Below are 21,004 nucleotides of genomic sequence, written 5' to 3'. Positions count from 1 at the left end.
GCCCCAATATTGCCCCTTGCCTTTTTCCACAAACCCTGTCACCCATATGCATGCTCGGGCATTTTCATGCCGGTGACTGGACTGATTTGGTGATCCGCTGACGGCAGGCAGTGGTTGGGTTTCGGACCCGCGCAGACGTTCTTTCCCCGTACGTGACTTCTCGACTGGCTTTCGCATGGCGCGGAGGCAAAGCCGTCCGGATTTTCCGGATTAATTAAGACTGATGGGTAAAGGACTATCCCCCATGGCCACCAAGGGCACCGTAAAATTCTTCAACCAGGACAAGGGTTTTGGTTTCATCACTCCGGAAGGCGGCGCTAAGGACGTTTTCGTTCATATCTCCGCTCTCCAGGCTTCCGGCATCCAGTCGCTGCGCGAAGGCCAGCAGGTAACCTTCGACACCGAGCCGGATCGCATGGGCAAGGGCCCGAAGGCTGTCAACATCCAGGCTAACTAAGCCCTAGATGACTGCCTGAAAAGGTTTCGGACGGCGCGGTGCAAACCGCGCCGTTTTTCGTTGCCTTACGCTGTTTATCGTGAGCAGCCATGGCCACCGCATCCTTCCATAGACTCAACAGAAGGCAGGAAAACGCGGCGGAGCAAGCCGAGGCTAAAGCCAGCCGACATCCGAACGAGGACATCCCCCCTCATGGCGAGAAGGGTCGTCGCGAAGTCCAAAGGACCAATTGAAGCGCTTCAGGCGCTCGCGCGCTCGCCTTCACCGGCAAAATCGACCGCTGCAAAGGCGGCTGCGATCACTTCGGGCCCTGCGCCCGGCTTGTTGGCGTCGGTGGAGAGAATCTGGCGGTATCTGCGCGAGCCGGGCAAACCGCTGAACAGGCCGACCATGTGACGCGCGACGTGCTGCAGGCGCCCCCCCTCTGCGATGTGTCGTGCGGTATAGGCCATCATCCGGTCGCGCAGAAAGTTCCAGTCGGTCTCGACGGCCGGCTCGCCATAGAAGCGATGATCGACATCGGCGAGAATTGCGGCATTCTGGTAGGCGGCGCGGCCGAGCATGACACCGTCGACATGGGCAAGATGCGCCTCAGCCTGATCCAGTTTCTGGATGCCGCCGTTGATGCCGATGAAAACCCCAGGCCAGCGCTGCTTCATGCGGTAGACGATCTCATAGTCCAGCGGCGGGATCTCGCGGTTCTCCTTTGGCGACAGGCCCTTCAGCCAGGCCTTACGCGCATGGATCCAGATTGCATCCGCACCAGCATCAAGCACGCGCGTGATCAACTCGGGAAGCGCCTCTTCCGGCTCCTGTTCATCGACACCGATACGGCACTTCACCGTCACGGGCGCCTTCGATACCGCCTTCATAGCCGCGATGCAGGCGGCCACCGTCTCCGGCGTCAGCATCAGGCAGGCACCGAACGTGCCGGATTGCACGCGGTCCGAAGGACAGCCGACATTGAGGTTGATCTCGTCATAACCATAGGCTTCGGCAATCCGCAGTGCTTCGGTCAGCTTAGCCGGATCCGAACCGCCCAGTTGAAGCGCGACGGGATGCTCGGCCGCATCGTGACCCAGCAACCGATCCCGCGGCCCATGGATGATCGCATCAGCCACGACCATTTCCGTGTAGAGCAGCGCATGCCGACTGATCTGCCGATGCAGGAACCTGCAGCGAGTGTCAGTCCAGTCGATCATAGGGGCCACGGCAAAAATCTTGCGGCCGTTTTTCAGTGCGTCGCTATACATGGGATACCTTTCTGCCTCGCGCTCTACACCAAAAGCTTTCCGAAGGCCAGTTTTCCCGGTGGTAACAATGATGCTAGGTTGCCTGCACGGAGTCGGACGGCACATGCCGTTCCGAGATCAATGAGAGTTTTGAAAGCCCCCATGAACGCCAAGTTCAAGACAGTTATCCCACTTCCCGCCCCTGTCCTGCTGCCGATCGAGGGCGAAGCCGAGCATTTCCCCGTGCGCCGCGTCTATTGCGTCGGCCGTAACTATGCCGACCATGCCATCGAAATGGGGCATGATCCCAGCCGCGAGGCGCCCTTCTTTTTCCAGAAGAACCCGGACAATCTGCTCGCGTCGAGCGACTTCCGCTACCCGCCACTATCGTCAGACGTGCATCACGAGGTCGAACTCGTGGTTGCCCTGCGCAGCGGCGGCGGCGATATTCCGGTCGAGCAGGCGCTCGACTGCGTCTATGGCTACGGCGTCGGCATCGACTTCACCCGCCGCGACCTACAGGGCGAAGCCAAGAAGCTCGGCCGCCCGTGGGAGATCGGCAAGGCTTTCGAGCATTCCGCGCCTGTCTCCGCCCTGGTGCCCGCCACCCGCGTCGGCCATCCCGACAAGGGCGGCATCTGGCTGATGCGCAATGGCCAGGGCGCACAGCGGGGCGATCTCTCGCAGATGATCTGGAAGGTGCCCGAGATCATTGCCGAACTCTCCAAGCTCTTCACGCTTGCGCCGGGCGACATCATCATGACCGGCACGCCGGCCGGCGTCGGCCCCGTCTCGCGTGGCGACCGGATCAGCTGCGCCGTCGACGGCGTCGCGACACTGACCTTGAATGTAATCTGATCGAGGAGGATCGACCATGCCGCTCTATGCTCTTGCGGGCCTGACACCGAAGACACCCGGTCCTGGACGGTATTGGATCGCGCCGGACGCGAGCGTGATCGGAAAGGTCGAGATCGGCGAGGATGTCGGTATCTGGTTCGGCTCGGTGCTGCGCGGCGACAACGAACCGATCATCATCGGCAAGGGCACGAATATTCAGGAAGGCACGATGGTCCATACGGATCCGGCTTTCGCCGCCATCATCGGCGAAGGCTGCACCATCGGGCATCATGCCATCATCCATGGCTGCACGATCGGCAACAACTCACTCGTCGGCATGGGCGCCACCATCCTCAACGGCGCCAAGATCGGCAATAATTGCCTCGTCGGCGCCAATGCGCTGGTCACGGAAGGCAAGGAGTTTCCGGACGGCTCCCTGATCGTCGGCGCTCCGGCCAAAGCGATCCGCACGCTGGATGAAGCGGCAATCGAAGGCCTTCGCCGCTCAGCCCGCAATTACGTCGCCAACTGGCAGCGTTTCGCGCGCGACCTTAAAAGATTAGATTAGGAAACGATAATAAATGACTGACGGAGTAGCGAATGCGACTCCGTCAGGGGCTCACGCTGCACAATTGGCGCAATGGCCGCGGATCTCGATCGTCGACTTTTCCGCCTTGAATTTCTGCGATTTCAGCCAATCCATCAGGCGATGATCCACCTCGTGATCGTGGAACTCGATCACCTGGCCGCAGCTTTCGCAAATGGCGAAGGCAACGAGACCATGGCTGTGGCAATCCTCATGCGGATGTGCGCAGGCGACGAAAGAATTGATGCTTTCGAGCCGGTGTACGACGCCATATTCCAGTAGTTTGTCCAGCGCCCGGTAGACCTGCAGTGGCGCGCGAAAACCCTGGTCGCGCAGCTTGTCGAGAATCGTATAGGCGCTGAGTGGCGCCTCCGCCTTGGTCAGGACATCGAAGACGAGGGACTGGTTCTTGGTGAGCATCGGAGTGGTCATGACGACTGTCCTCTCTGTTGCGCCGCTGGCGTGCCGCTCCTGCGAACGAGGGGCAGCAGACTGACAATGAATAGGATGAGCGCAGCAACGACGATCGACGGGCCGGATGGCGTGTCGTAGCGCAGCGATCCGAACAGGCCGCCGACGACGGCGATCGCGCCGAGCAGCGAGGCGAAAACCGCCATCGTTTCCGGCGTGCCGGCAAAGCGACGCGCGGTGGCGGCGGGAATTATCAGCAATGCCGTGATCAGCAGAATGCCGACGATCTTCATGGCAATCGCGATCACCACGGCCATCAGCAGCATGAAGAACAGCCGCGCCCGCTCCGGCCGCAAGCCCTCTGCCTCGGCCAGCTCCGGATTGACGGTTGATGCCAGCAAGGGCCGCCAAAGCCACGCGATCGCCGAGAGCACGAAAATGCCGCCGACCCAGATCACAACAATGTCGGATTGGCTGACGGCAAGAATATCGCCGAAGAGGAAGGCAATGAGGTCGATCCTCACCCAGCTCATGAAGGCGACGATGACCAGGCCGATTGCCAATGTCGCATGCGAGAGAATGCCGAGCAGCGCATCCGCAGACAGCGCCTGCCGCCGCTGTAGGAAGAGCAGCAGAATGGAAACCAGCGCCGCGACCGCGAAGACGGAGAGCGTCAAATTCAACTGGAACAGCAACGACAGCGCCACGCCCAGCAGCGCCGAATGCGAGATCGTATCGCCAAAATAGGCCATGCGCCGCCAGATGATGAAGCAACCCAACGGCCCGGTGGTCAGCGCCAGCCCGACACCGGCAAGGATGGCACGCAGGAAGAAATCGTCAAGCATGGCGTTCTCCCTCGGCGTGATCACGCCCGTGGTGGTGATCGTGGTCAACGTTATCGTAGCTACGGTCGCCGTGCCCATGATGGTGATGGCCATCTTCGGCATGGCAATGATCGGTGATCGAGCCGTCTTCATGCTGCACGCGGCCGTCGGGCAGATGCGTATGATCGTGATGATGGCTGTAGATCGCCAGCGATTGAGCCGCCCGCGTACCGAACAGCTTTACATATTCGGGACTCTGGCTCACCGCCTGCGGCGTACCTCTGCAGCAGACATGGCCGTTCAGGCAAACGACGGTATCGGTCGCGGCCATGACGACATGAAGATCGTGCGAAATCAGTAGGATACCGCAACCTTGCGAGTTGCGAATGGACTTGATGAGGTCATAAAGTGCGATCTCGCCGTTAAAATCGACCCCCTGCACCGGTTCGTCCAGCACCAGAAGATCGGGTTTGCGGGCAATGGCACGCGCCAGCAACGCTCGCTGGAATTCGCCGCCGGAAAGATGCTGCACTTCAGCCTTGGCAAGATGCGCAATGCCGACCGCTTCCAGTGCGGCGACAAGCTCGTGCTCCGAAAGAGGCCCCGTGAGAGTCATCAGGCGCTGTACGGAGAGCGGCAAGGTCCAGTCGACGGCGAGCTTCTGCGGCACGTAGCCGATCTTCAGATCGGCAATGCGATCGACGCGGCCCTCGTCCGGCTTCAACACGCCGATAGCCGTCTTGGCGCTGGTGGATTTGCCGGAACCATTCGGCCCGATCAGTGTCACGATCTCGCCGCGACTCACGGAAAAATCCACACCCCGCACCAGCCAGCGGCCGCTGCGGCGGACGCCGACATCATGGAGCGACACCAGCGGTCGGCTCTTGCTGTCGATGGAAGAAAGCATGAAATTTCCAATTGCACTATTGCGCCATGCTATTGCACACGTTATAGCATAACGCAATTGATGTAATAACATAACATACCCATTCAAGGGCATTAATCGCATGAATGCAATAAAAGCTCTCCTACCTCTAGCCGCTTCTCTCCTGCTATCGGGCTTGCTTGTCAGCACCGCCGCAACCGCAGCCGATGCTCCAAAGGTGGTCGTCTCCATCAAGCCGATCCATTCGCTTGTCGCCGCCATCATGCAAGGTGTCGGCACGCCGGACCTGATCGTCGACGGCGCCGCTTCGCCGCATACCTATGCCCTCAAGCCTTCGAATGCCCGCAGCCTCCAGCAGGCACAGGTGGTTTTCTGGGTCGGTCCCGGCATGGAGGCTTTCCTGCAGAAGCCGCTCTCTTCACTCGGTTCCAACGCCACGATCGTCGAGCTTGACCAGGCACCCGGCATCGCCAAGCTCAAATTCCGCGAAGGCGGCGCCTTCGAACCGCATGATGATGGTGATGGCGACGAGGCCCCAGCCGGCGATAGCCGCGGACATGATCACAGCGACCATGATCACGGAGAATTCGACACCCATCTCTGGCTCGATCCGCACAATGCCAAGGCAATGGTCGCCGAGATCACCACGTCCCTGGTCGCCGCCGATCCGGTAAATGCACTGACCTATGAAACAAACCAGAAGACGTTGAACGGCAAGCTCGATGCGCTGGATGCGGAGATCGCCTCGACACTCGCACCGGTGAAGGACAAGCCCTTCATCGTCTTCCACGACGCCTATCAATATTTCGAGCACCGTTATGGTGTACGCGTCTCCGGCTCCATCACCGTCAGCCCGGAAACCATTCCGGGCGCGCAGCGCGTCGCTGAGATCCACAGCAAGGTCGCAGATCTCGGTGCGACCTGCGTTTTCGCCGAACCGCAATTCGAACCGAAGCTGGTCAATGTCGTGCTGGAAGGCACTTCGGCCAAATCAGGCGTCCTTGATCCCGAGGCCGCGACGCTGCCGCAGGGACCGGAACTTTATTTCGACCTGATGCGCGGCATTGCAAGCTCGCTGAAAAGCTGCCTCGCGGCGCAAGGCTGAAGCCCACCGAAGGAAGCGAGCCGAATGCTCCCTTTTTTAGAACAAAGTATGTAATGATATTACATTACAAGGAATTCTCATGAACAAGAAACTTCCGGTTACCGTCCTCTCCGGCTTCCTCGGCGCCGGCAAGACGACACTGCTCAATCATATCCTCAACAATCGTGAGGGTTTGCGCGTTGCCGTGATCGTCAATGACATGAGCGAGGTGAATATCGATGCCGCTCTGGTGCGCGACGGCGGCGCCAATCTCTCCCGCACAGAAGAACAGCTTGTCGAAATGACCAACGGCTGCATTTGTTGCACCCTGCGCGACGACCTGCTGAAGGAGGTCCGGCAACTCGCCGAGCAGGATCGCTTCGACTACCTGCTGATCGAATCCACCGGCATCGCCGAGCCCCTGCCCGTCGCCACAACTTTCGAGTTTCGCGACGAGGATGGCAGCAGCCTTTCCGATGTCGCCCGGCTCGATACGATGGTAACCGTCATCGATGCGGCCAATCTTCTCGCCGACTACGGGTCGACGGACTTCCTCGCAGATCGCGGCGAAACGGCAGGCGACGGCGATAACCGCACCATCGTCGACCTGCTGGTCGAGCAGATCGAGTTTGCCGATGTCGTCATCCTCAACAAAGTCGGTTCCGCAACGCCGGAGCAGTGTGACGCCGCCCGCAAGATCATCGTCGGCCTCAATCCCGACGCCAAGCTGATCGAAGTCGATTTCGGTGCGGTCGAGCCGAAGGAGGTCCTGGGCACCGGTCGTTTCGACATCGACCGCGCCGAGACGCATCCGCTCTGGTACAAGGAACTACACGGCTTCAAAGACCATATTCCGGAAACGGAGGAATACGGCATTCGCTCCTTTGTCTATCGCGCGAAGAAACCGTTCGATCCCATGAAATTCCAGGCATTTCTCAACCGCTCCTGGCCGGGTGTGGTGCGCGCCAAGGGCTTTTTCTGGCTTGCTACGCACCCCTACCATGTCGGTGAAATGAACCAGGCCGGCGCGCTGGTGCGCACCGGCAAGATGGGCCTGTGGTGGGCTGCGGTGCCACAGGAAAAATGGCCCCGAGATCCCTCGTTCAAGCAGGCTCTGTCGTCTTATCTCGATCCGGTCTGGGGCGATCGTCGCCAGGAGCTGGTGTTCATCGGTGCCGATCCCATGAACCAGCAGCAGATTATTGCCGAGCTGGATGCCTGCTTGCTCAAAACGGATCGCTTTACGCCCGAGCGCTGGCGCGATCTGCCTGATCCCTTCGCAAGCTGGAGCCGGCCCGCGACATGAAAAAACCGAAGGTAATCAGGTTTCACTGCTATTGCATAAAGTGCGACCCTGACGACAAGCCCGTTGACAAGGCTTTGCAACGCGCCATGGCGGATTTGGATCGAAGCAGTGGCGCAGACAAGAACTTGGATCCGCCGCTAGCGGTGGATTCAATCGAAAGAATATTGTTCGGTGCCTGAACGCGCTTTCAGGCTACCAGCATATTGGCCGGCACGACGCTGACTTCGTGCACGACGAGCAATGCACCGATCACCTGCGACCTCGCGCGTAACGGCGTCATACTGCAATGAAACACCTTGCCCGGCTCCATCTGACGATAGGACGGGTAGAGGCACTCGACCTTCTCGCCAGCAAAGCAGGCATCGAGCTTCACCTTGACGCTGTTCTCAAAATAGTCCGAGCCGACGAAATCAGCGATGTGGCGGCCGACAAGTTCCATTTGCTTCGATTTCAGAAACTCTGAATTGGCCGGATTGCTATAAAGATAGCGATAGTCGCGTGTAATCACGGCGACGCGATCCGGCAAACTGTCGAGGATGACATCGTTCAGGACGCTACCCTCGTCGAAGCCGAAGGGATTATCGCGCTCTCCCCTGCCGGTCGAAAATGCCATCAAGACATCCGCCGCAGATTCGTTTGCGCCGCCAAAATAACGATCAATCAGCACAGACAGCGATGCAGAATTGCGCACAACCCGCGACCGATCATCCGACTCTTCCCGGATGAGATTGTTCAGGAATTGCAGCTGCATGTAAATTTCAAGCAGACTGGTGGCCTTGTAAGCCAAAATAGCTGCAATAAGTGGCTCAAGCTCGCTATCAAGCGAATCTACGAGCTCGTCGTCACCTAGTTTTATCGCACGCTGAATCTGACTGCATTTCATGGAAAACGCATGAAAGAGTGCCAGCAAATCACCCTCCTGTCCTTGACCATTGTCAAATACCGAGGCCTCGTTTCCCGGCGTTGCCATGCCCAAGGATAATCAGTTTGGCGTCCGCATTCTCACCAAACTTTCTGTCAGGTGAATTAACATGACTTACAGACCGTTTCAATCCGGGTGAATCTAACTTGTCCGCGAAGCGGAGCGTTCTGAAACGAAGAGCTTACCGAGGGCGAGGAATGCGCGCAAATTGCGCCGCCAGTACCGCCGTATAAGCCGTAGCGGAAGATTAAAAAACAGCGTCCTTGATGTTCCAGCGATCATGGTACCAAAGCCACTGTTCCGGATGCTCCCTCACCCAGCTCTCGACCTTGTCGTTCAGCATTTGCGCGGTTGCAGTCAAATCCAGATTGCCCTGTTCGTTGTAAGGCAATTCCAGCCTCGGCTCGATCTCAAGCCTGTAGCGATTGCCCGGCAGACGAATGCAGCGAGCCGGATAGACCTCGCAGTTGAACTGGCGCACCAGCTTCGGCAGCAGCGGATTTGTCTTGACGTCGCGGCCGAAGAACAAGGTCTTCAAACCCTTGCGGAATTTCTGGTCCACCAGCACGCCGACGCCGCGCCCAGCTTCGAGCTCGCGCGCAAGGCTAAACGATGAGCCGGCATGCGACGGCACAAGTTTTCCCATGCGCTTCGCGCGGAAATCGAAGACCTTCTTCGCCACATATGGATTGTTTGGCGGCCGAAAGAGAACCGTCACTGTCAGGCCGAAGGCAGCCCCTGCGACCGGCAACAACTCGAAATTGCCGGTATGGCCGGTAAAAACGATGAAGGGGCGCGGATTGTCTCTGAGATCGAGAAAGATCGGAATGCCCGAAACTTCGACGCGGCCCGGCTTGTCGCTGTGAGGGTCGAAATCGAACAGCCGGTCGAGAAAGACATATTCCGCCGCAAGCCTGCCCATATTGCCCCAGCTCGCCAGCGCAATCTCGCTGATCTCCGCCTCGCTCTTTTCAGGAAAGGCATTGCGTAGGTTGGTCAACATCAGCTTGTGGCGGCGCAGGCGTGGACCGATCTTGCGGGTCAGCCAATCGGCAAACCTGATGCCGCCGTCCGCTGGAAACAGCTTTAGAAAATTCAGGAATCCGAAGATGACCTGCGCCACCAGCCACTGCCGGAAATTTCTGAGCGCGAGGACGATCCGGGTGATGAAAAGCTTCACGCGGCTCAATCCATCTTCAGGATAATCTTGCCGAAGATCTGACGCGATTCCATCCGCTCCAGCGCCCGGTCGATATCGCTGAAGCTCACTTCGGTGTCGATGACCGGATGAACGAGCCCGCGCGCCATCTTCTGCATGGCGTTGGCCATGTTTTCCATGCGGCAGCCGAAGGAGCCGAGCAGCTTCAACTGCTGCTGGAACAACATCATCAGGTTCATTTCGGTGGAAACGCCGGAAGTCGAGCCGCAGGTAACGAGACGGCCGCCGCGCTTCATGCAGAGCATCGAGCCTGCCCAGGTGTCCTTACCGACATGCTCGAAAACAACGTCGACGCCCTTCTTCTTCGTCAGCTTGCGCACGACGCCCTCGAAGCGGTCGGTGCGATAGTTGATGACGTGATCGGCGCCCAAGGTCTTTGCCTTTTCGATCTTGTCGTCAGAGCCGACGGTGGTGATGACGGTGCAGCCGATCTTCTTGGCAAGCTGGATGGCAGCCGTGCCGATGCCCGAGCCGCCAGCATGAACGAGGATCGTTTCGCCCGGCTCAAGCTTGGCATTGTCGAAAAGCATGTGCTCGACGGTCCCGAAGGTGACGGGGGCCAGTGCCGCGCCAACCGCATCGACGCCGGGAGGTGCCGGAACCAGCAGGCGCGCCGGCAGGTTGACTTTCTCCTGCGCGAAGCCGTCGAGATGGAAGCCATGTACGCCACCGACATGTTCGCAAAGATTGTCGCGGCCTTCGCGGCAGTGACGGCAGAGGCCGCAGGTGCGCGCACCGTAGATCGACACAAGCTGGCCCGGCAGCACGTTGGCAACGCCCGGTCCGATCGCTTCGACAACTCCGGCAGCCTCCGCACCGATGACGAGCGGCATCTTGCGCTTGGCGAATGCCATGCCGCGCCAGCCCCATACATCGATATGGTTGAGGGCGACGGCCTTGACGCGCAAAGTCACTTCGCCAGCGCCAGGCGCCTCCGGCTCGGGCAGATCGGTGATCTCAAGTTTGCGGTCGTCGATCAGTTGCAAAGCACGCATGGCAAAGTCCTTCGCCCCTCGGGCGCAGTTATCATTTATGATTCAAAGGTCCGATTAAGCCGGTTCAAGCGCCATGACAAGGCTGGCGTTCTGACCGCCGAACCCGAAAGAGTTCGAAAGAACGGCATTCACCTGCTTTTCACGCTTCTTGTTCGGCACCACGTCGAGAATAATGGACGTATCCGGGTTGTTGTAGTTGATGGTCGGCGGCAGCGTGCCCGTCAGCATGGTCTGCAGCGAGAAGACTGCCTCGACTGCACCGGCGGCCGTGAGCGTATGACCGATCATCGACTTGTTCGACGACACTGGAATGCCAGGGAGCTCCGCGCCGAAAACGGCGGACATGGCGCCATACTCCATCTTGTCGTTTTCCGGTGTCGACGTGCCGTGCGCATTGATGTAGCCGATGTCGCCTTCGTCCATTCCGGCATCAACCAGCGCTGCACGGATAGTGGCGATCGCCGGGCCGCCATCGGGCGAAGAGCGAGTGCGATGGAAGGAATCGGCCTTGTCGCCGGCTCCCTTCATGATGCCTAGGATCTTGGCGCCACGTGCAATTGCAGCCTCCAGCGATTCCAACACCAGCGTTGCCGCGCCTTCGGCAATGACGAAACCGTCACGGTCCTTGCTGAACGGCTTGGAAGCCTTGGTCGGCGGATCGTTTTGCGTCGAGAGAGCCGACAGAAGCGAGAAGCGGATCAACGCCTCGGCGCTCAGCGAACCATCGGTCGCAACCACCAGAGCCCGCGTCGTCCGTCCCTGACGGATCGCCTCAATACCAAGCTGGATGGCAGTGACCCCCGATGCACAGGCGGTCGACAAGGTCACGGGCAAACCGCGCGTGCCGAAGCGGTCGGCCAGACGCTCGGAAATCGCGCCGAAGAGCGCGGCCTCATGGAAGGCCGGATCCGGCCGCTGACGCATGGCGGCAAGGAAGCGCTCATAGGCGTCACCTTCGTGCTCTGCCGGCGGCGAACGGTCGGCAAGCGCAAAGCGGGCGCTCCATTCCGGCTCGATCGGCGGCGCAGCAAGGAAGAGCGGTGCGTCGAAGTCGCCTGAAATTCCGGCCTGGGCCAGAGCTTCGATCGTCGTTTCGCGGGCGAACGCATAGGAACGCTCGACTGCATTCGGCGCCGGGATATCGATAAAATCTACGGTGCCGGCGATGCGCGTCGAAAGACCGTCGGTCGGGAAGCGCGTGATGTTGTGAATGCCTGAAACGCCCGAGGAAAGCGCGTTCCAATTGTCCTCGAGACCCTGACCGAGCGAGGTAATGATCCCCATGCCGGTGACGGCGACGATCGGGCGTCCGAGATGGTCCTTATAGGCGGATGCGGTCATGATGTTGGTCCTCACGCTTCAGCTGATAGTACGGCGATGCCTTCGCCGCGTACATGGCCAACAGTCGTTACAACAGCATTACGTGTACCGGCCGCCATCGGTTTTTCATGCGCGCCATCGAATGGCGGCACCTTGGCCTGGTTGGCCACGGCCAGTGCCGCAAAAGCGATCCCGAGCGGGAACTGGGCTTCCAGCCCGTGGCCGGAAATGCCGGAATAGGCGCGAATGGGCGAGTTTGGAATCTGCGCCTCAAGCACCGCCTTCTCGCGCTTGGCAAGATCGTGAATCGCCGTCGTGCCGGAAAAGACGATGCTCGCCTCACCGTCCGCCTTCTTGGCAGGCGCCAACATGCGCTCCAGCCGCGCTTCGAACTTGCCCTCATCGCGGCGGCCGCGGTCACCTTCGACCGAATCGATGGTTGCATAGATACGGGCGCCGCGGCTCGCGGCGTGAACTCGCGATTCGAGCACGAGGAAGGCGCTTACCGAACCCATGATCATGCCGCCGCCGTCTTCGGGCTTGCGTGACCAGAGGGGATGCCAGTCGCCGATCGCATGTGCATTGATCGATTCGATCAGTAGGATCATATCGAGACGCTCCGCCGAGAAGGCCGCGCCCACCAGCGCATGGCTCGACTCGCCGGACTTGATGCGGTGAAACGCCGTCTCGACGGCGGAAACGCCGGATGCTTCCTCGCCCATGAAAGTGCGTGACGAGCCCGTAACCTTGTGAACGATCGAGATATTGCCGGCGAGCAGGTTCGAAAGCTGGGCCAGGAAAAGGGTCGGCCGCAGTTCCGTCGTCAGCTTCTCGTTCAGCAGCAACTCGCGGTCGTTGCGCTTCAGGCCTTCATTGACGATCAGCGTATCGACATTGATATCGCGCTCGCCGCCGCCGGCAGCAACGATCATGTCCATGGTGCCGCATGCTTCAAGATCGTCCTTGAAGCCGGCATCGTCGAGCGCCAGGCCGGCGGTGAAGACGCCGATGCGCTGCCAGTTTTCCATCTGGCGCTGATCGCCGCGCTTGGGGATTTGCTGCGACCAGTCGATCTCCGGCAGCGGATGCACCGGGTAGGGCTTGAACTTTTCGGTTTCTACGATGATCGGCGGCGCCTTGTCCGCGGTCAGCAGGGCCACATGCGCATCCTTGCCGACGCCCTGACAGGTAACGATGCCGATACCCGTGATCACCACATCATTCTGAGCCTTGCTCATTCATCAATCCTCTTCGAATGCGGTATCCGCAAGCCGCCGGTGTCAACCGCTGGCGGCGATGGCGTCGAGAAGCCCGACCTCGCCTGCCCGCTTGCGCACGATATCGGCAAGCGGCACCTCATTAAACGGCATGGTGCGCAGCTTCAACTGCGCATCGCAGATCTTCTTTCCGGCAATCGTGATCCGCGCTTTGGTCACCGCGAACCCAGACCCGTCATGCTCCAGATCGGCTTCGATATCCAGCTCTGCTTCCGGCTCGACGAACGTGCGCATCTTGGCGCCATCGACTGACATCAGGAACGGCATATAGGCAAACTTCGTCGCGGCCAGCACAAGCATGCCGGAGGCCTGCGCCATGGTTTCGATCAATAGAACGCCAGGAACAAGCGGCATACCGGGGAAATGACCTTCGAAGACCGGGCTCTTTGCCGGAACGACGGAACGCGCCTTCAACCGGCCTTTGGACAGATCGACGGACTCGACCTTGTCGATCATCTGGAAATATTCCAGCAGCATCAACGCCTCCGCTTAAGACCCGCAACGCAAGATGCCGCGGGCGGAATACGCTATTTAAGAATGAAACCGCCCGGCCGCCAGTTTCAGAGGCGGCTGGGCGTCAAAAAGTGCAAGGATGTTGCTCAGCCCTTGGCGGCGCGCAACTCGTCGATCTTGGCGCAGAGGTTCTTCAGCACGAAGTATTCTTCGGTCGAAACCTTGCCTTCGTTGACTTCCTGCGTCCACTGTTCCAGCGGGATCTTGATGCCGAATTCCTTGTCAATAGCGAAGACGATATCCAGGAAGTCCAGGCTGTCGATGCCAAGGTCGTCGATCGTGTGGCTATCCGGAGTGATGGTGTCACGGTCGATTTCGCTGGTTTCAGCGATAATGTCGGCAACTTTGTCAAATGTAGCAGTCACTGCCCATACCTCTTGAAATAATAATTCAATCCCCCTCATAGGGAAATCCATTCCAAAAGCCAATGGTTTCCACCAGAAACCCCGGCAATTTGGCAGGACACTGTTGCGCAAACAGCAAAAATTACGGTTGCGCCGCAACCTAGAAGGACTGCTGCGCGACATGCGTGCAAGATGCGGCAGCATTGCGGCCGGCCGCATTCGCAAAATCTTCACACAATCCGTCCGCTCACTGGCTGATGACGATACGCGTATTGTGAAGCCCTACGTCAGACGCCAGTGCGAAGAAGGTGGCGGCATTGCGCGTCTCCAGCCGCACGCAGCCATGCGATGCCGGCCTGCCGAGATGCCTGACTTCGTAGGTGCCGTGAACGGCGTAACCGCCATTGAAAAACACCGCATAGGGCATCGGCGCATCGTCGTATTTCTTCGAACGATGATCCTTGGAAAGCCATTTGGCGGTATAGGAGCCAATCGGCGTGACATATCCCTTGCGGGCTGTCGACACCTTCCAGCGATACTTGAAAACGCCGTCCTCGGACACCGTCATCGTCTGTGAACGAAGATCGACCGTCGCAAGAACGGTTCCTGCATTTGCAGCACCGACGTGCAGCTGCATAAAAAGACATGCTATAGTGGCTACTGCTACATATTTCATCTTATCCCCTCCGGCTGCTTGCTTCTTCGTGAAGCAATTCAGACGATGGGAAAGCTTAACAGCAGGCCGATTATACCAAATTAATACGTATAGTGATCAGTCTATTAATTGAAACGACGGGTTACAATAAAATCAGAAAGCCCATGAAGGCGAAGAATGTCAGCACCGAGCACGCCGAATAGAAAATGGTGATCCCGGCTTCGACATCGCTGACGGTGGCCGTATCCCGGCCGGCGCCATTAATCATCGGCTCGCGCACCAACTCACCGCCATAAATTCGCGGCCCTGCGAGCTGGATGTCCAGCGCACCGGCCATGGCCGCTTCCGGCCTGCCGGAATTCGGCGATCGATGCAGACCGCCATCCCTAACCGCGACGCGGATCGCATTGCCGAGTGCGGAGATCCCACGCTTTGCAAGGGCGCCGATGGCGATCAGCAGGATAGACAGCCGTGCGGCAGGCCAGTTCGCGATATCGTCCAGCTGCGCAGCGGCACGGCCGAAATCGATATAGGTTTCCGATTTGTGGCCGATCATCGAATCAGCCGTGTTGAGCATCTTGTAGAGAAACAGGCCCGGCAGACCGAAGATGCCGTACCAGAGCGCAGGCGCGACGACGCCGTCGGAAAAATTCTCAGCAAGGCTCTCGATTGCCGCGCGGCAGACGCCGGGCTCGTCCAGCGTCTCCGGATCGCGACCGACAATGCGCGAAACGGCAAGACGGCCGCCTTCTAGTCCATTGCTTCGCAAGGCCTGCGACACCTCGCCGACGTGATCGCCCAGGCTTTTCTGCGCGAGAAACACGGCAACGAGCGCCGCCTCGATCAATATGCCAAGCCAGCCGAAGATGGCGAGGAAGCCATGCACCACCCAGCCGATAATCGCGGCACCCATCAGCAGCGCGACAATCGACATGGAGCCGTTGCGACGGCGAAGCACGCCGGAGAGATGTTTTCCGTTGAAGCGTTGATCGAAGTAGGAAATCGCCTTGCCGAACAGCACGACGGGATGCGGCAGCCGCTGCCACAGCCAATCGGGATCTCCGACGATCCGATCGAGCAGCAGTGCAAGCACGAGAATGAGCAAATGTTCGTCGGCGGTCATGTCGAATAATCCTCAAGAGCATGATGCCGAAAAGTTTCAGCGGTTTTCGGACGACATCATGCTCAACTTATTTGTTTCTGGAGCGGATTCAGATTTTAGGTCGAACAGATCTAAAATCGTCCGACTCCAGTACCCCGGCGAGTCTTCGATCCCCTTCTTCATCCGGAGCAAGGCCGAAGCGCAGCCAATTGCGCGCATAATCGAACTTGCGGACAAGAATGTGATGGCGGCAGAGATGCGTATATATGCCTTCCGCATGGTCGTCGGCAACCAGCGCGAACAGTGCAGTGCCGCCCGCGACGGATAGGCCGCGGCGGCGAAGAATCGTTTCCAGGGCGAAATGCCGATCGAGAATACGTCGGCGAATGGCGCCCGTATTGCTGTTCATAAGGGACGCCGCGATCGACAGCGCCGGCCCGGATACCGCCCAGGGGCCAAGCCAGTCCTCAAAGCGCGCCATGACCGAAGCCTGGGCGATGACGAAGCCGAGCCGTAAGCCGGCCATACCGAAGAATTTGCCGAACGACCGGAAAATGATGAGGCCGGGCATGGACGACGCGTATGGGGCGATACTGGCCTCCGGCTCGACATCACCGAAGGCCTCGTCGACCAAAAGAAGGCCGCCGCGCCGATATTGCCTCTCGTGCAAATCGCGCAACTGATCGATTGAAAGCCGCCGCCCGTCCGGATTGTTGGGATTGACGACGACGACGAGCCTATCGTCCTCGGTCAGATCGTCCATCGTCAAAAACTGGCGCACCTTTTGGTTCGCGAGCGTAAAAGCGCGGGCATATTCGCCATAGGTCGGCGACAGGATGGCGACGCTTCCACGCGGCATCAGCCTCGGGAGCAACTGGATGACCGATTGGGTACCGGGAACGGGCAAGGGCAGGATATCGCCGCTGCGATAATATCCCCTCGCCGCCTCGCGCGTCCGCTCCTGAAGATGCTGGTCTGGCAGCCGATGCCAGGCCGAAACGGGCACATCCGGCAAAGCAACCGGGTTAGGATTGATACCGGTTGACAGATCTAGCCAATCTTCCGGCCGGCCGCCATATTGACGCGCCGCGGCAGTGATGCCGCCGCCATGTACGATCTTGCCCATCATTGCGTATCACCCGACAGATCGATCAGATGCATATAGGAACCGGCAATATTGGCACGCTGCAGGCCGGCCGCTGCCAGATCGGCGCCAAGCGCATCCTTGACGGCAAACAGGCGATCCGCATCGCCTTCCGAAACGATGGTCGAATAGTGAAACTCATGTGCCGTCATCGGCTTTTCGAAAAAAGAGCCGGCAAGTGGCATCAAGCGCCGATATCCCAGATGCCGTTGGCGCGTCTCGTAACTCGTGACGACGGGCAGCAGGCCGAGCATGGCGTGGCGGGTTCCTACCGAATCCACGAGCCCCTCGCCGAGCACCATGTAGCCTCCGCATTCGCCGTAGATTTTGGCCCCGCGCGCCGCCGCATCCCTGATCCCAGCCTGGAACTGATGGGCGCTTGCAAGCTTTCCCGCATGCAGTTCGGGATAACCGCCCGGCAGATAGACTGCATCTGCATCGGCCGCAGGCGCCTCGTCGGCCAACGGGGAAAAGAAAGAAATCTCAGCACCGCGCCGCCGCCAGCCCAGCAGCATATGCTCATAGCAGAATGCGAACGCTATATCGCGCGCCACCGCGATCCGCTGCCCAAGCGGCATGAGCCGCGCGATGTTGGCAGCAGACGGGCGCACGATATTCTGTTGGCTAGCCCGGAGCAGCATCTCGATATTGCAGGCTTTGGATACGATGTCGGCGGCCGAATCAATGAAATGCTCCAGCGCGATGTGTTCCCCCGCCTGCACCAGTCCGAGATGCCTCTCGGGCAGCGTCAAGCCCTTGTCGTTGCCGATAGCGCCGAAAACGGGCATCCGCATCGCTTCCAGCGCCCGACGCAGCATCCCCTCATGTCTCTCGCTGGCGACACGATTGAGAACGACGCCTGCAATACGGATATCGGCGCGGAAATTGGCGAAGCCGCTGACGACGGCAGCAACCGACTGCGACATGCGCGAGACATCGACGACGAGCACGACGGGCAGGTTAAGCAGCATCGCGAGATCCGCAGGCGTACCAGAACCGTCGGCAGCGCCGTCGAACAATCCCATCATAGCCTCGATCACGAGCAATCGGCCGCCGGCGCGATGAAGCGCCGAATTCGCTGAAATCAATTCGGCGCGCATGGCCCAGGGATCGAAATTGAGACAGGGCGAACCGGCAGCAGCCGCGTGAAAGGCCGGATCGATGTAGTCCGGGCCAGCCTTGCCCGATGCGACAGCGACACCTTTCCGCCGGAGCGCCCGCAGGAGGCCAAGCGTGAATGTCGTTTTGCCGGAACCCGATGCCGGCGCAGCTATCATCAGACCGCTCATGCCGACACCTTATGGCCGTTTCCTGCCCGCACCTCCGTCGCAGGCAGAAGCTTGCGGCCGGAAAGAGCACCAAGCCAGTCGAGGGAGGGCCGCAATTTCACGACCTCGCCGACGACGACGATGGCGGGAGGCTCCAAACCGGAGGCTTCGACATCAGCCGTCGCCCGGCCGAGCGTCGTCTCCAACACCTGCTGCGACGAGGTCGCCGCGTCACAGACGAATGCGACCGGCTCGTCCGGCGAACGGCCGGCCGCAACAAGATTGGCACTGATCTGGGCGATATGCTTCATCGCCATATACATCACGATAACGGGCGATCCCCTGCCGATCGCATCCCAGTTGATCGCATCGGGCACGAGGCCCGACGAATCATGACCGGTCAGGAAGGTCACGGCGTGATTGACGTCGCGATGCGTAACGGGAATGCCGGCATAGGCAAGGCCGCCGATGCCGGCCGTGACGCCGGGAACGATACGGAAAGGAATGCCATGCTCGACGAGCGTCAGCGCCTCTTCGCCACCGCGTCCGAATACGAAGGGATCGCCGCCCTTAAGCCTGAGAACCCGTTTGCCGCCGCGAGCAAGCTCCACGAGGCGCAGGGAAATATCCCGCTGCTTGGCCGAGGGTTTGCCGCCGCGCTTGCCGGCATATTCGAACACTGCCCCTGGCCGGGCGAGCTTCAGGCAATCGTCGTTCACGAGGGCGTCATGCACGACGATATCCGCCTCGGCCAGCCCCTTGGCGGCAAGGAGAGTCAGCAGCCCTGCATCTCCCGGCCCGGCGCCTACAAGCCAGACGGTGCCCGGCTCCAGCGCCGGCAGATTGGAAAATAGGGTATCGCTCATCCTACCTGTCCTATGCCCGCATGGCCGAAATTGCAACGTTGAGAACGGGATAAGGCAGCAACGGCAACGCGAAGGGCGTCCTGCTCGGTCTTGCGATTTTCCGAATTCGATCTGTTCGGAAATTCGACCGGCCACGAGCCAGGCTGGCAGGTCGGCCGCTTCGCGCAAATGGGGTGCGAGGAGAGCTGGATCCCCCTCCTCGCTTTAGGCTCAGTGCTTGACCTTGCCCAGGATCACGTCGCGGATCAGGTCGAGAACCTGCTGCGAACGAATGCCCGTGCAGGCGATCTGGCTCGGCATATTGTCCCAATCGCCCGGCGGAAAGCGGCGGCCGTCCGGCTTGATGATCGTCTGGCCATCGGCGATGCCGCCGCACACGACGCGCATCGACCCCTCGATCGTGTCGAACAGCTCGGGTGCTACCACATAGACGCAGGCGCAGCTGTCATGAACCATCATACCGTCTTCGACCGCGTGCTTGTAGAAATCGATATAGGATTGCGACAGGTCGGCCAGCAACTGCACGGACGGGCCGCCCTCCTTGGCCATATCGGCAAGGTAGCTGCGGCTCATCGTCGTCACCGACGTGACGTCGAGACCAACAACGACAACTTTCCAAGGCGCCTTGACGACGAAGTCGGCAGCTTCCGGATCGCCGTGGATATTGGCCTCTGCGACCGGGGAGACGTTGCCCGGCACATAGAAGTTGCCGCCCATGATCACGACGCCCTTCACGAGCGAAGCGATCTCCGGGGCGTGCTTTACCGCCAGGGCCAGATTGGTCATGCGGCCGACAGCGACTAGCGTCACCTCGCCCGGATTGGCGCGAACGGTATCGATGATGAACTGATAGGCCGGCCGCGGATCGGTCGGCAGGTCAATCGTTTCGGGCACAGCGACATCGCCGAGGCCGTTATGGCCATGAACCATCGTCGGCCAAGGGCGCTCCTGCCGCGAGGGATCGAAAGTGACGCTTGCGCCGCGTGCCACCGGGCACGGAATATTCCACTCGCGCTTCAGAAACAGCGCGTTGCGCGTCGTCGTGTCTACGGAGGCGTTGCCGAAAACCGTCGTCACGCCCAGAAGGTCGATATTCGGGTGACGATGCAGGAAGAGAAGCGCCATGGCGTCATCGACGCCCGGATCCGTATCATAAATGACCTTGTGCATGATTTTTCCTTGCCAATATGCTGAATAAGCTTGATCTTCCGGAAATTTCCTCCCGTCGCGGATCATGCTTGAACTAGTGGAATACACGAGTTCCGCCGATGGCGAAACGCTGCCGTGACGAAGCGCGGATCAATTCTGAGAACATCGGGCGATTGCGGTGCCCTATGCGATCCTCGTGATTGCCACGGTGACAGAGCCGGACTTCATCTTGGGAAGCACGAGTTCCGCATCGGGACCGGCCGCTGCCAATGCCGCAGCCTCGGCAACGCCATGGCAACCGACATGGGCAAAAACAAGCTCGGACGGGTTCTTCAGGCGAGGCGTTTCCCGCTCAAGCGCTGCCGCCTTGAAGAAGCGTACAGGCAGACGAAAATGAGTGGCAACCTCGAGGATGGCCGGCTCGTCCATGCGCGTGTCGATCGAGACGACCGCCAGAAGCTGCTCACTGCCGATGCCAACCTCCCCCAAGGCCTGCTCCACAAGCGCACGGACCTCATTCCAATCCGTGCCACGCTCACAGCCCAGGCCGAGAAAGTAGTTGCGGGTGGAATTGGCATATGTCGTCATATTCACTTCCCGGTGACGG

General features: G+C 59.8%; 23 protein-coding genes. 5 read left to right on the top strand and 18 right to left on the bottom strand.

Annotated elements, in window-relative coordinates:
• Positions 1-244: 244 nt before the first annotated feature.
• A complete protein-coding gene (locus QD461_RS08760) occupies positions 245-457 on the top strand; it encodes a cold-shock protein (protein WP_184354750.1) in 213 nt (70 codons plus the stop codon).
• A gap of 239 nt (positions 458-696) precedes the next feature.
• Here the strand turns inward: QD461_RS08760 and dusA are convergent, their stop codons facing one another.
• Positions 697-1,710, bottom strand: a complete 1,014-nt coding sequence (gene dusA / locus QD461_RS08755) for a tRNA dihydrouridine(20/20a) synthase DusA (RefSeq protein ID WP_414087374.1) — start codon at positions 1,708-1,710, stop codon at positions 697-699.
• 141 nt (positions 1,711-1,851) lie between these two features.
• Between dusA and QD461_RS08750 the strand changes: the two genes are divergently transcribed.
• Complete coding sequence (locus QD461_RS08750) at positions 1,852-2,547, top strand: fumarylacetoacetate hydrolase family protein (protein WP_414087373.1); 696 nt, start codon at positions 1,852-1,854, stop codon at positions 2,545-2,547.
• Between the two features lie 16 nt (positions 2,548-2,563).
• Entirely contained in the window at positions 2,564-3,094 is a 531-nt protein-coding gene (locus tag QD461_RS08745; protein WP_184703941.1) for a gamma carbonic anhydrase family protein, read from the top strand.
• 51 nt (positions 3,095-3,145) lie between these two features.
• Here the strand turns inward: QD461_RS08745 and QD461_RS08740 are convergent, their stop codons facing one another.
• Genes QD461_RS08740 through QD461_RS08730 form a run of 3 tightly spaced genes read right to left on the bottom strand, consistent with a single transcriptional unit; the run spans position 3,146 to position 5,254 of the window.
• On the bottom strand, positions 3,146-3,544 hold the full coding sequence (locus QD461_RS08740; protein WP_075850764.1) for a Fur family transcriptional regulator: 399 nt from the start codon (positions 3,542-3,544) through the stop codon (positions 3,146-3,148).
• Positions 3,541-4,368 carry a zinc ABC transporter permease subunit ZnuB gene (gene znuB / locus QD461_RS08735; protein ID WP_414087380.1) on the bottom strand — a complete coding sequence of 276 codons (828 nt, stop codon included), beginning with the start codon at positions 4,366-4,368 and terminating at the stop codon, positions 3,541-3,543. The genes QD461_RS08740 and znuB overlap by 4 nt, the downstream gene beginning before the upstream one ends.
• Entirely contained in the window at positions 4,361-5,254 is an 894-nt protein-coding gene (locus tag QD461_RS08730) for an ATP-binding cassette domain-containing protein (protein ID WP_414087372.1), read from the bottom strand. Before QD461_RS08730 ends, znuB begins: the two co-directional genes overlap by 8 nt.
• A gap of 100 nt (positions 5,255-5,354) precedes the next feature.
• Here QD461_RS08730 and znuA point away from each other — a divergent pair, with 100 nt between their 5' ends.
• Positions 5,355-6,338 (top strand): zinc ABC transporter substrate-binding protein ZnuA, encoded by a 984-nt coding sequence (gene znuA, locus QD461_RS08725; RefSeq protein WP_414087371.1) that lies wholly within the window; start codon positions 5,355-5,357, stop codon positions 6,336-6,338.
• A gap of 79 nt (positions 6,339-6,417) precedes the next feature.
• Positions 6,418-7,623 carry a zinc metallochaperone GTPase ZigA gene (zigA, locus tag QD461_RS08720; protein WP_414087370.1) on the top strand — a complete coding sequence of 402 codons (1,206 nt, stop codon included), beginning with the start codon at positions 6,418-6,420 and terminating at the stop codon, positions 7,621-7,623.
• A 187-nt stretch (positions 7,624-7,810) separates the two neighbouring features.
• Here the strand turns inward: zigA and QD461_RS08715 are convergent, their stop codons facing one another.
• The 14 genes from QD461_RS08715 to QD461_RS08650 all read right to left on the bottom strand — a co-directional run bounded on the left by QD461_RS08715 (position 7,811) and on the right by QD461_RS08650 (position 20,985).
• A complete protein-coding gene (locus tag QD461_RS08715; protein ID WP_414087369.1) occupies positions 7,811-8,533 on the bottom strand; it encodes a PAS domain-containing protein in 723 nt (240 codons plus the stop codon).
• Positions 8,534-8,792: 259 nt separating this feature from the next.
• Positions 8,793-9,725, bottom strand: coding sequence for a lipid A biosynthesis lauroyl acyltransferase (locus tag QD461_RS08710; protein WP_414087368.1), 933 nt, complete (start codon positions 9,723-9,725; stop codon positions 8,793-8,795).
• Between the two features lie 5 nt (positions 9,726-9,730).
• Positions 9,731-10,759 carry a zinc-binding dehydrogenase gene (locus tag QD461_RS08705; RefSeq protein ID WP_414087367.1) on the bottom strand — a complete coding sequence of 343 codons (1,029 nt, stop codon included), beginning with the start codon at positions 10,757-10,759 and terminating at the stop codon, positions 9,731-9,733.
• A gap of 54 nt (positions 10,760-10,813) precedes the next feature.
• Positions 10,814-12,100, bottom strand: a complete 1,287-nt coding sequence (locus QD461_RS08700; protein ID WP_414087366.1) for a beta-ketoacyl-ACP synthase — start codon at positions 12,098-12,100, stop codon at positions 10,814-10,816.
• An 11-nt stretch (positions 12,101-12,111) separates the two neighbouring features.
• The gene (locus QD461_RS08695) at positions 12,112-13,317 is read right to left on the bottom strand and encodes a beta-ketoacyl-ACP synthase (protein WP_414087365.1); all 1,206 of its coding nucleotides are present in this window, start codon (positions 13,315-13,317) and stop codon (positions 12,112-12,114) included.
• Between the two features lie 42 nt (positions 13,318-13,359).
• On the bottom strand, positions 13,360-13,833 hold the full coding sequence (locus tag QD461_RS08690) for a 3-hydroxyacyl-ACP dehydratase FabZ family protein (protein WP_414087364.1): 474 nt from the start codon (positions 13,831-13,833) through the stop codon (positions 13,360-13,362).
• Between the two features lie 122 nt (positions 13,834-13,955).
• On the bottom strand, positions 13,956-14,234 hold the full coding sequence (locus tag QD461_RS08685) for an acyl carrier protein (RefSeq protein WP_069613139.1): 279 nt from the start codon (positions 14,232-14,234) through the stop codon (positions 13,956-13,958).
• Between the two features lie 226 nt (positions 14,235-14,460).
• The gene (locus QD461_RS08680; protein ID WP_414087363.1) at positions 14,461-14,889 is read right to left on the bottom strand and encodes a L,D-transpeptidase; all 429 of its coding nucleotides are present in this window, start codon (positions 14,887-14,889) and stop codon (positions 14,461-14,463) included.
• Between the two features lie 121 nt (positions 14,890-15,010).
• Entirely contained in the window at positions 15,011-15,991 is a 981-nt protein-coding gene (gene cbiB / locus QD461_RS08675; protein ID WP_414087362.1) for an adenosylcobinamide-phosphate synthase CbiB, read from the bottom strand.
• An 88-nt stretch (positions 15,992-16,079) separates the two neighbouring features.
• A complete protein-coding gene (cobD, locus tag QD461_RS08670; protein WP_414087361.1) occupies positions 16,080-17,099 on the bottom strand; it encodes a threonine-phosphate decarboxylase CobD in 1,020 nt (339 codons plus the stop codon).
• Positions 17,096-18,403, bottom strand: a complete 1,308-nt coding sequence (locus QD461_RS08665; protein WP_414087360.1) for a cobyrinate a,c-diamide synthase — start codon at positions 18,401-18,403, stop codon at positions 17,096-17,098. Before QD461_RS08665 ends, cobD begins: the two co-directional genes overlap by 4 nt.
• Positions 18,400-19,248 (bottom strand): uroporphyrinogen-III C-methyltransferase, encoded by an 849-nt coding sequence (cobA, locus tag QD461_RS08660; RefSeq protein WP_414087359.1) that lies wholly within the window; start codon positions 19,246-19,248, stop codon positions 18,400-18,402. The genes QD461_RS08665 and cobA overlap by 4 nt, the downstream gene beginning before the upstream one ends.
• 210 nt (positions 19,249-19,458) lie before the next feature.
• Positions 19,459-20,418 carry a nucleoside hydrolase gene (locus QD461_RS08655; RefSeq protein WP_414087358.1) on the bottom strand — a complete coding sequence of 320 codons (960 nt, stop codon included), beginning with the start codon at positions 20,416-20,418 and terminating at the stop codon, positions 19,459-19,461.
• A gap of 162 nt (positions 20,419-20,580) precedes the next feature.
• A complete protein-coding gene (locus tag QD461_RS08650; RefSeq protein WP_414087357.1) occupies positions 20,581-20,985 on the bottom strand; it encodes a cobalamin biosynthesis protein in 405 nt (134 codons plus the stop codon).
• Positions 20,986-21,004: the final 19 nt, after the last annotated feature.

This window comes from Rhizobium sp. BR 314, from assembly GCF_047445805.1.
GTDB lineage: Bacteria > Pseudomonadota > Alphaproteobacteria > Rhizobiales > Rhizobiaceae > Rhizobium > Rhizobium lusitanum_B.
This window is presented reverse-complemented; position numbering and strand designations above follow the sequence as displayed.

Excerpts from the sequence above, each read along its gene's own strand:
- QD461_RS08760 (WP_184354750.1), top strand. The coding sequence starts at position 245 with ATGGCCACCAAGGGCACCGTAAAATTCTTCAACCAGGACAAGGGTTTT.
- dusA (WP_414087374.1), bottom strand. The coding sequence starts at position 1,710 with ATGTATAGCGACGCACTGAAAAACGGCCGCAAGATTTTTGCCGTGGCC.
- QD461_RS08750 (WP_414087373.1), top strand. The coding sequence starts at position 1,852 with ATGAACGCCAAGTTCAAGACAGTTATCCCACTTCCCGCCCCTGTCCTG.
- QD461_RS08745 (WP_184703941.1), top strand. The coding sequence starts at position 2,564 with ATGCCGCTCTATGCTCTTGCGGGCCTGACACCGAAGACACCCGGTCCT.
- QD461_RS08740 (WP_075850764.1), bottom strand. The coding sequence starts at position 3,544 with ATGACCACTCCGATGCTCACCAAGAACCAGTCCCTCGTCTTCGATGTC.
- znuB (WP_414087380.1), bottom strand. The coding sequence starts at position 4,368 with ATGCTTGACGATTTCTTCCTGCGTGCCATCCTTGCCGGTGTCGGGCTG.
- QD461_RS08730 (WP_414087372.1), bottom strand. The coding sequence starts at position 5,254 with ATGCTTTCTTCCATCGACAGCAAGAGCCGACCGCTGGTGTCGCTCCAT.
- znuA (WP_414087371.1), top strand. The coding sequence starts at position 5,355 with ATGAATGCAATAAAAGCTCTCCTACCTCTAGCCGCTTCTCTCCTGCTA.
- zigA (WP_414087370.1), top strand. The coding sequence starts at position 6,418 with ATGAACAAGAAACTTCCGGTTACCGTCCTCTCCGGCTTCCTCGGCGCC.
- QD461_RS08705 (WP_414087367.1), bottom strand. The coding sequence starts at position 10,759 with ATGCGTGCTTTGCAACTGATCGACGACCGCAAACTTGAGATCACCGAT.
- QD461_RS08700 (WP_414087366.1), bottom strand. The coding sequence starts at position 12,100 with ATGACCGCATCCGCCTATAAGGACCATCTCGGACGCCCGATCGTCGCC.
- QD461_RS08695 (WP_414087365.1), bottom strand. The coding sequence starts at position 13,317 with ATGAGCAAGGCTCAGAATGATGTGGTGATCACGGGTATCGGCATCGTT.
- QD461_RS08690 (WP_414087364.1), bottom strand. The coding sequence starts at position 13,833 with ATGCTGCTGGAATATTTCCAGATGATCGACAAGGTCGAGTCCGTCGAT.
- QD461_RS08680 (WP_414087363.1), bottom strand. The coding sequence starts at position 14,889 with ATGAAATATGTAGCAGTAGCCACTATAGCATGTCTTTTTATGCAGCTG.
- cbiB (WP_414087362.1), bottom strand. The coding sequence starts at position 15,991 with ATGACCGCCGACGAACATTTGCTCATTCTCGTGCTTGCACTGCTGCTC.
- cobD (WP_414087361.1), bottom strand. The coding sequence starts at position 17,099 with ATGATGGGCAAGATCGTACATGGCGGCGGCATCACTGCCGCGGCGCGT.
- QD461_RS08665 (WP_414087360.1), bottom strand. The coding sequence starts at position 18,403 with ATGAGCGGTCTGATGATAGCTGCGCCGGCATCGGGTTCCGGCAAAACG.
- cobA (WP_414087359.1), bottom strand. The coding sequence starts at position 19,248 with ATGAGCGATACCCTATTTTCCAATCTGCCGGCGCTGGAGCCGGGCACC.
- QD461_RS08655 (WP_414087358.1), bottom strand. The coding sequence starts at position 20,418 with ATGCACAAGGTCATTTATGATACGGATCCGGGCGTCGATGACGCCATG.
- QD461_RS08650 (WP_414087357.1), bottom strand. The coding sequence starts at position 20,985 with ATGACGACATATGCCAATTCCACCCGCAACTACTTTCTCGGCCTGGGC.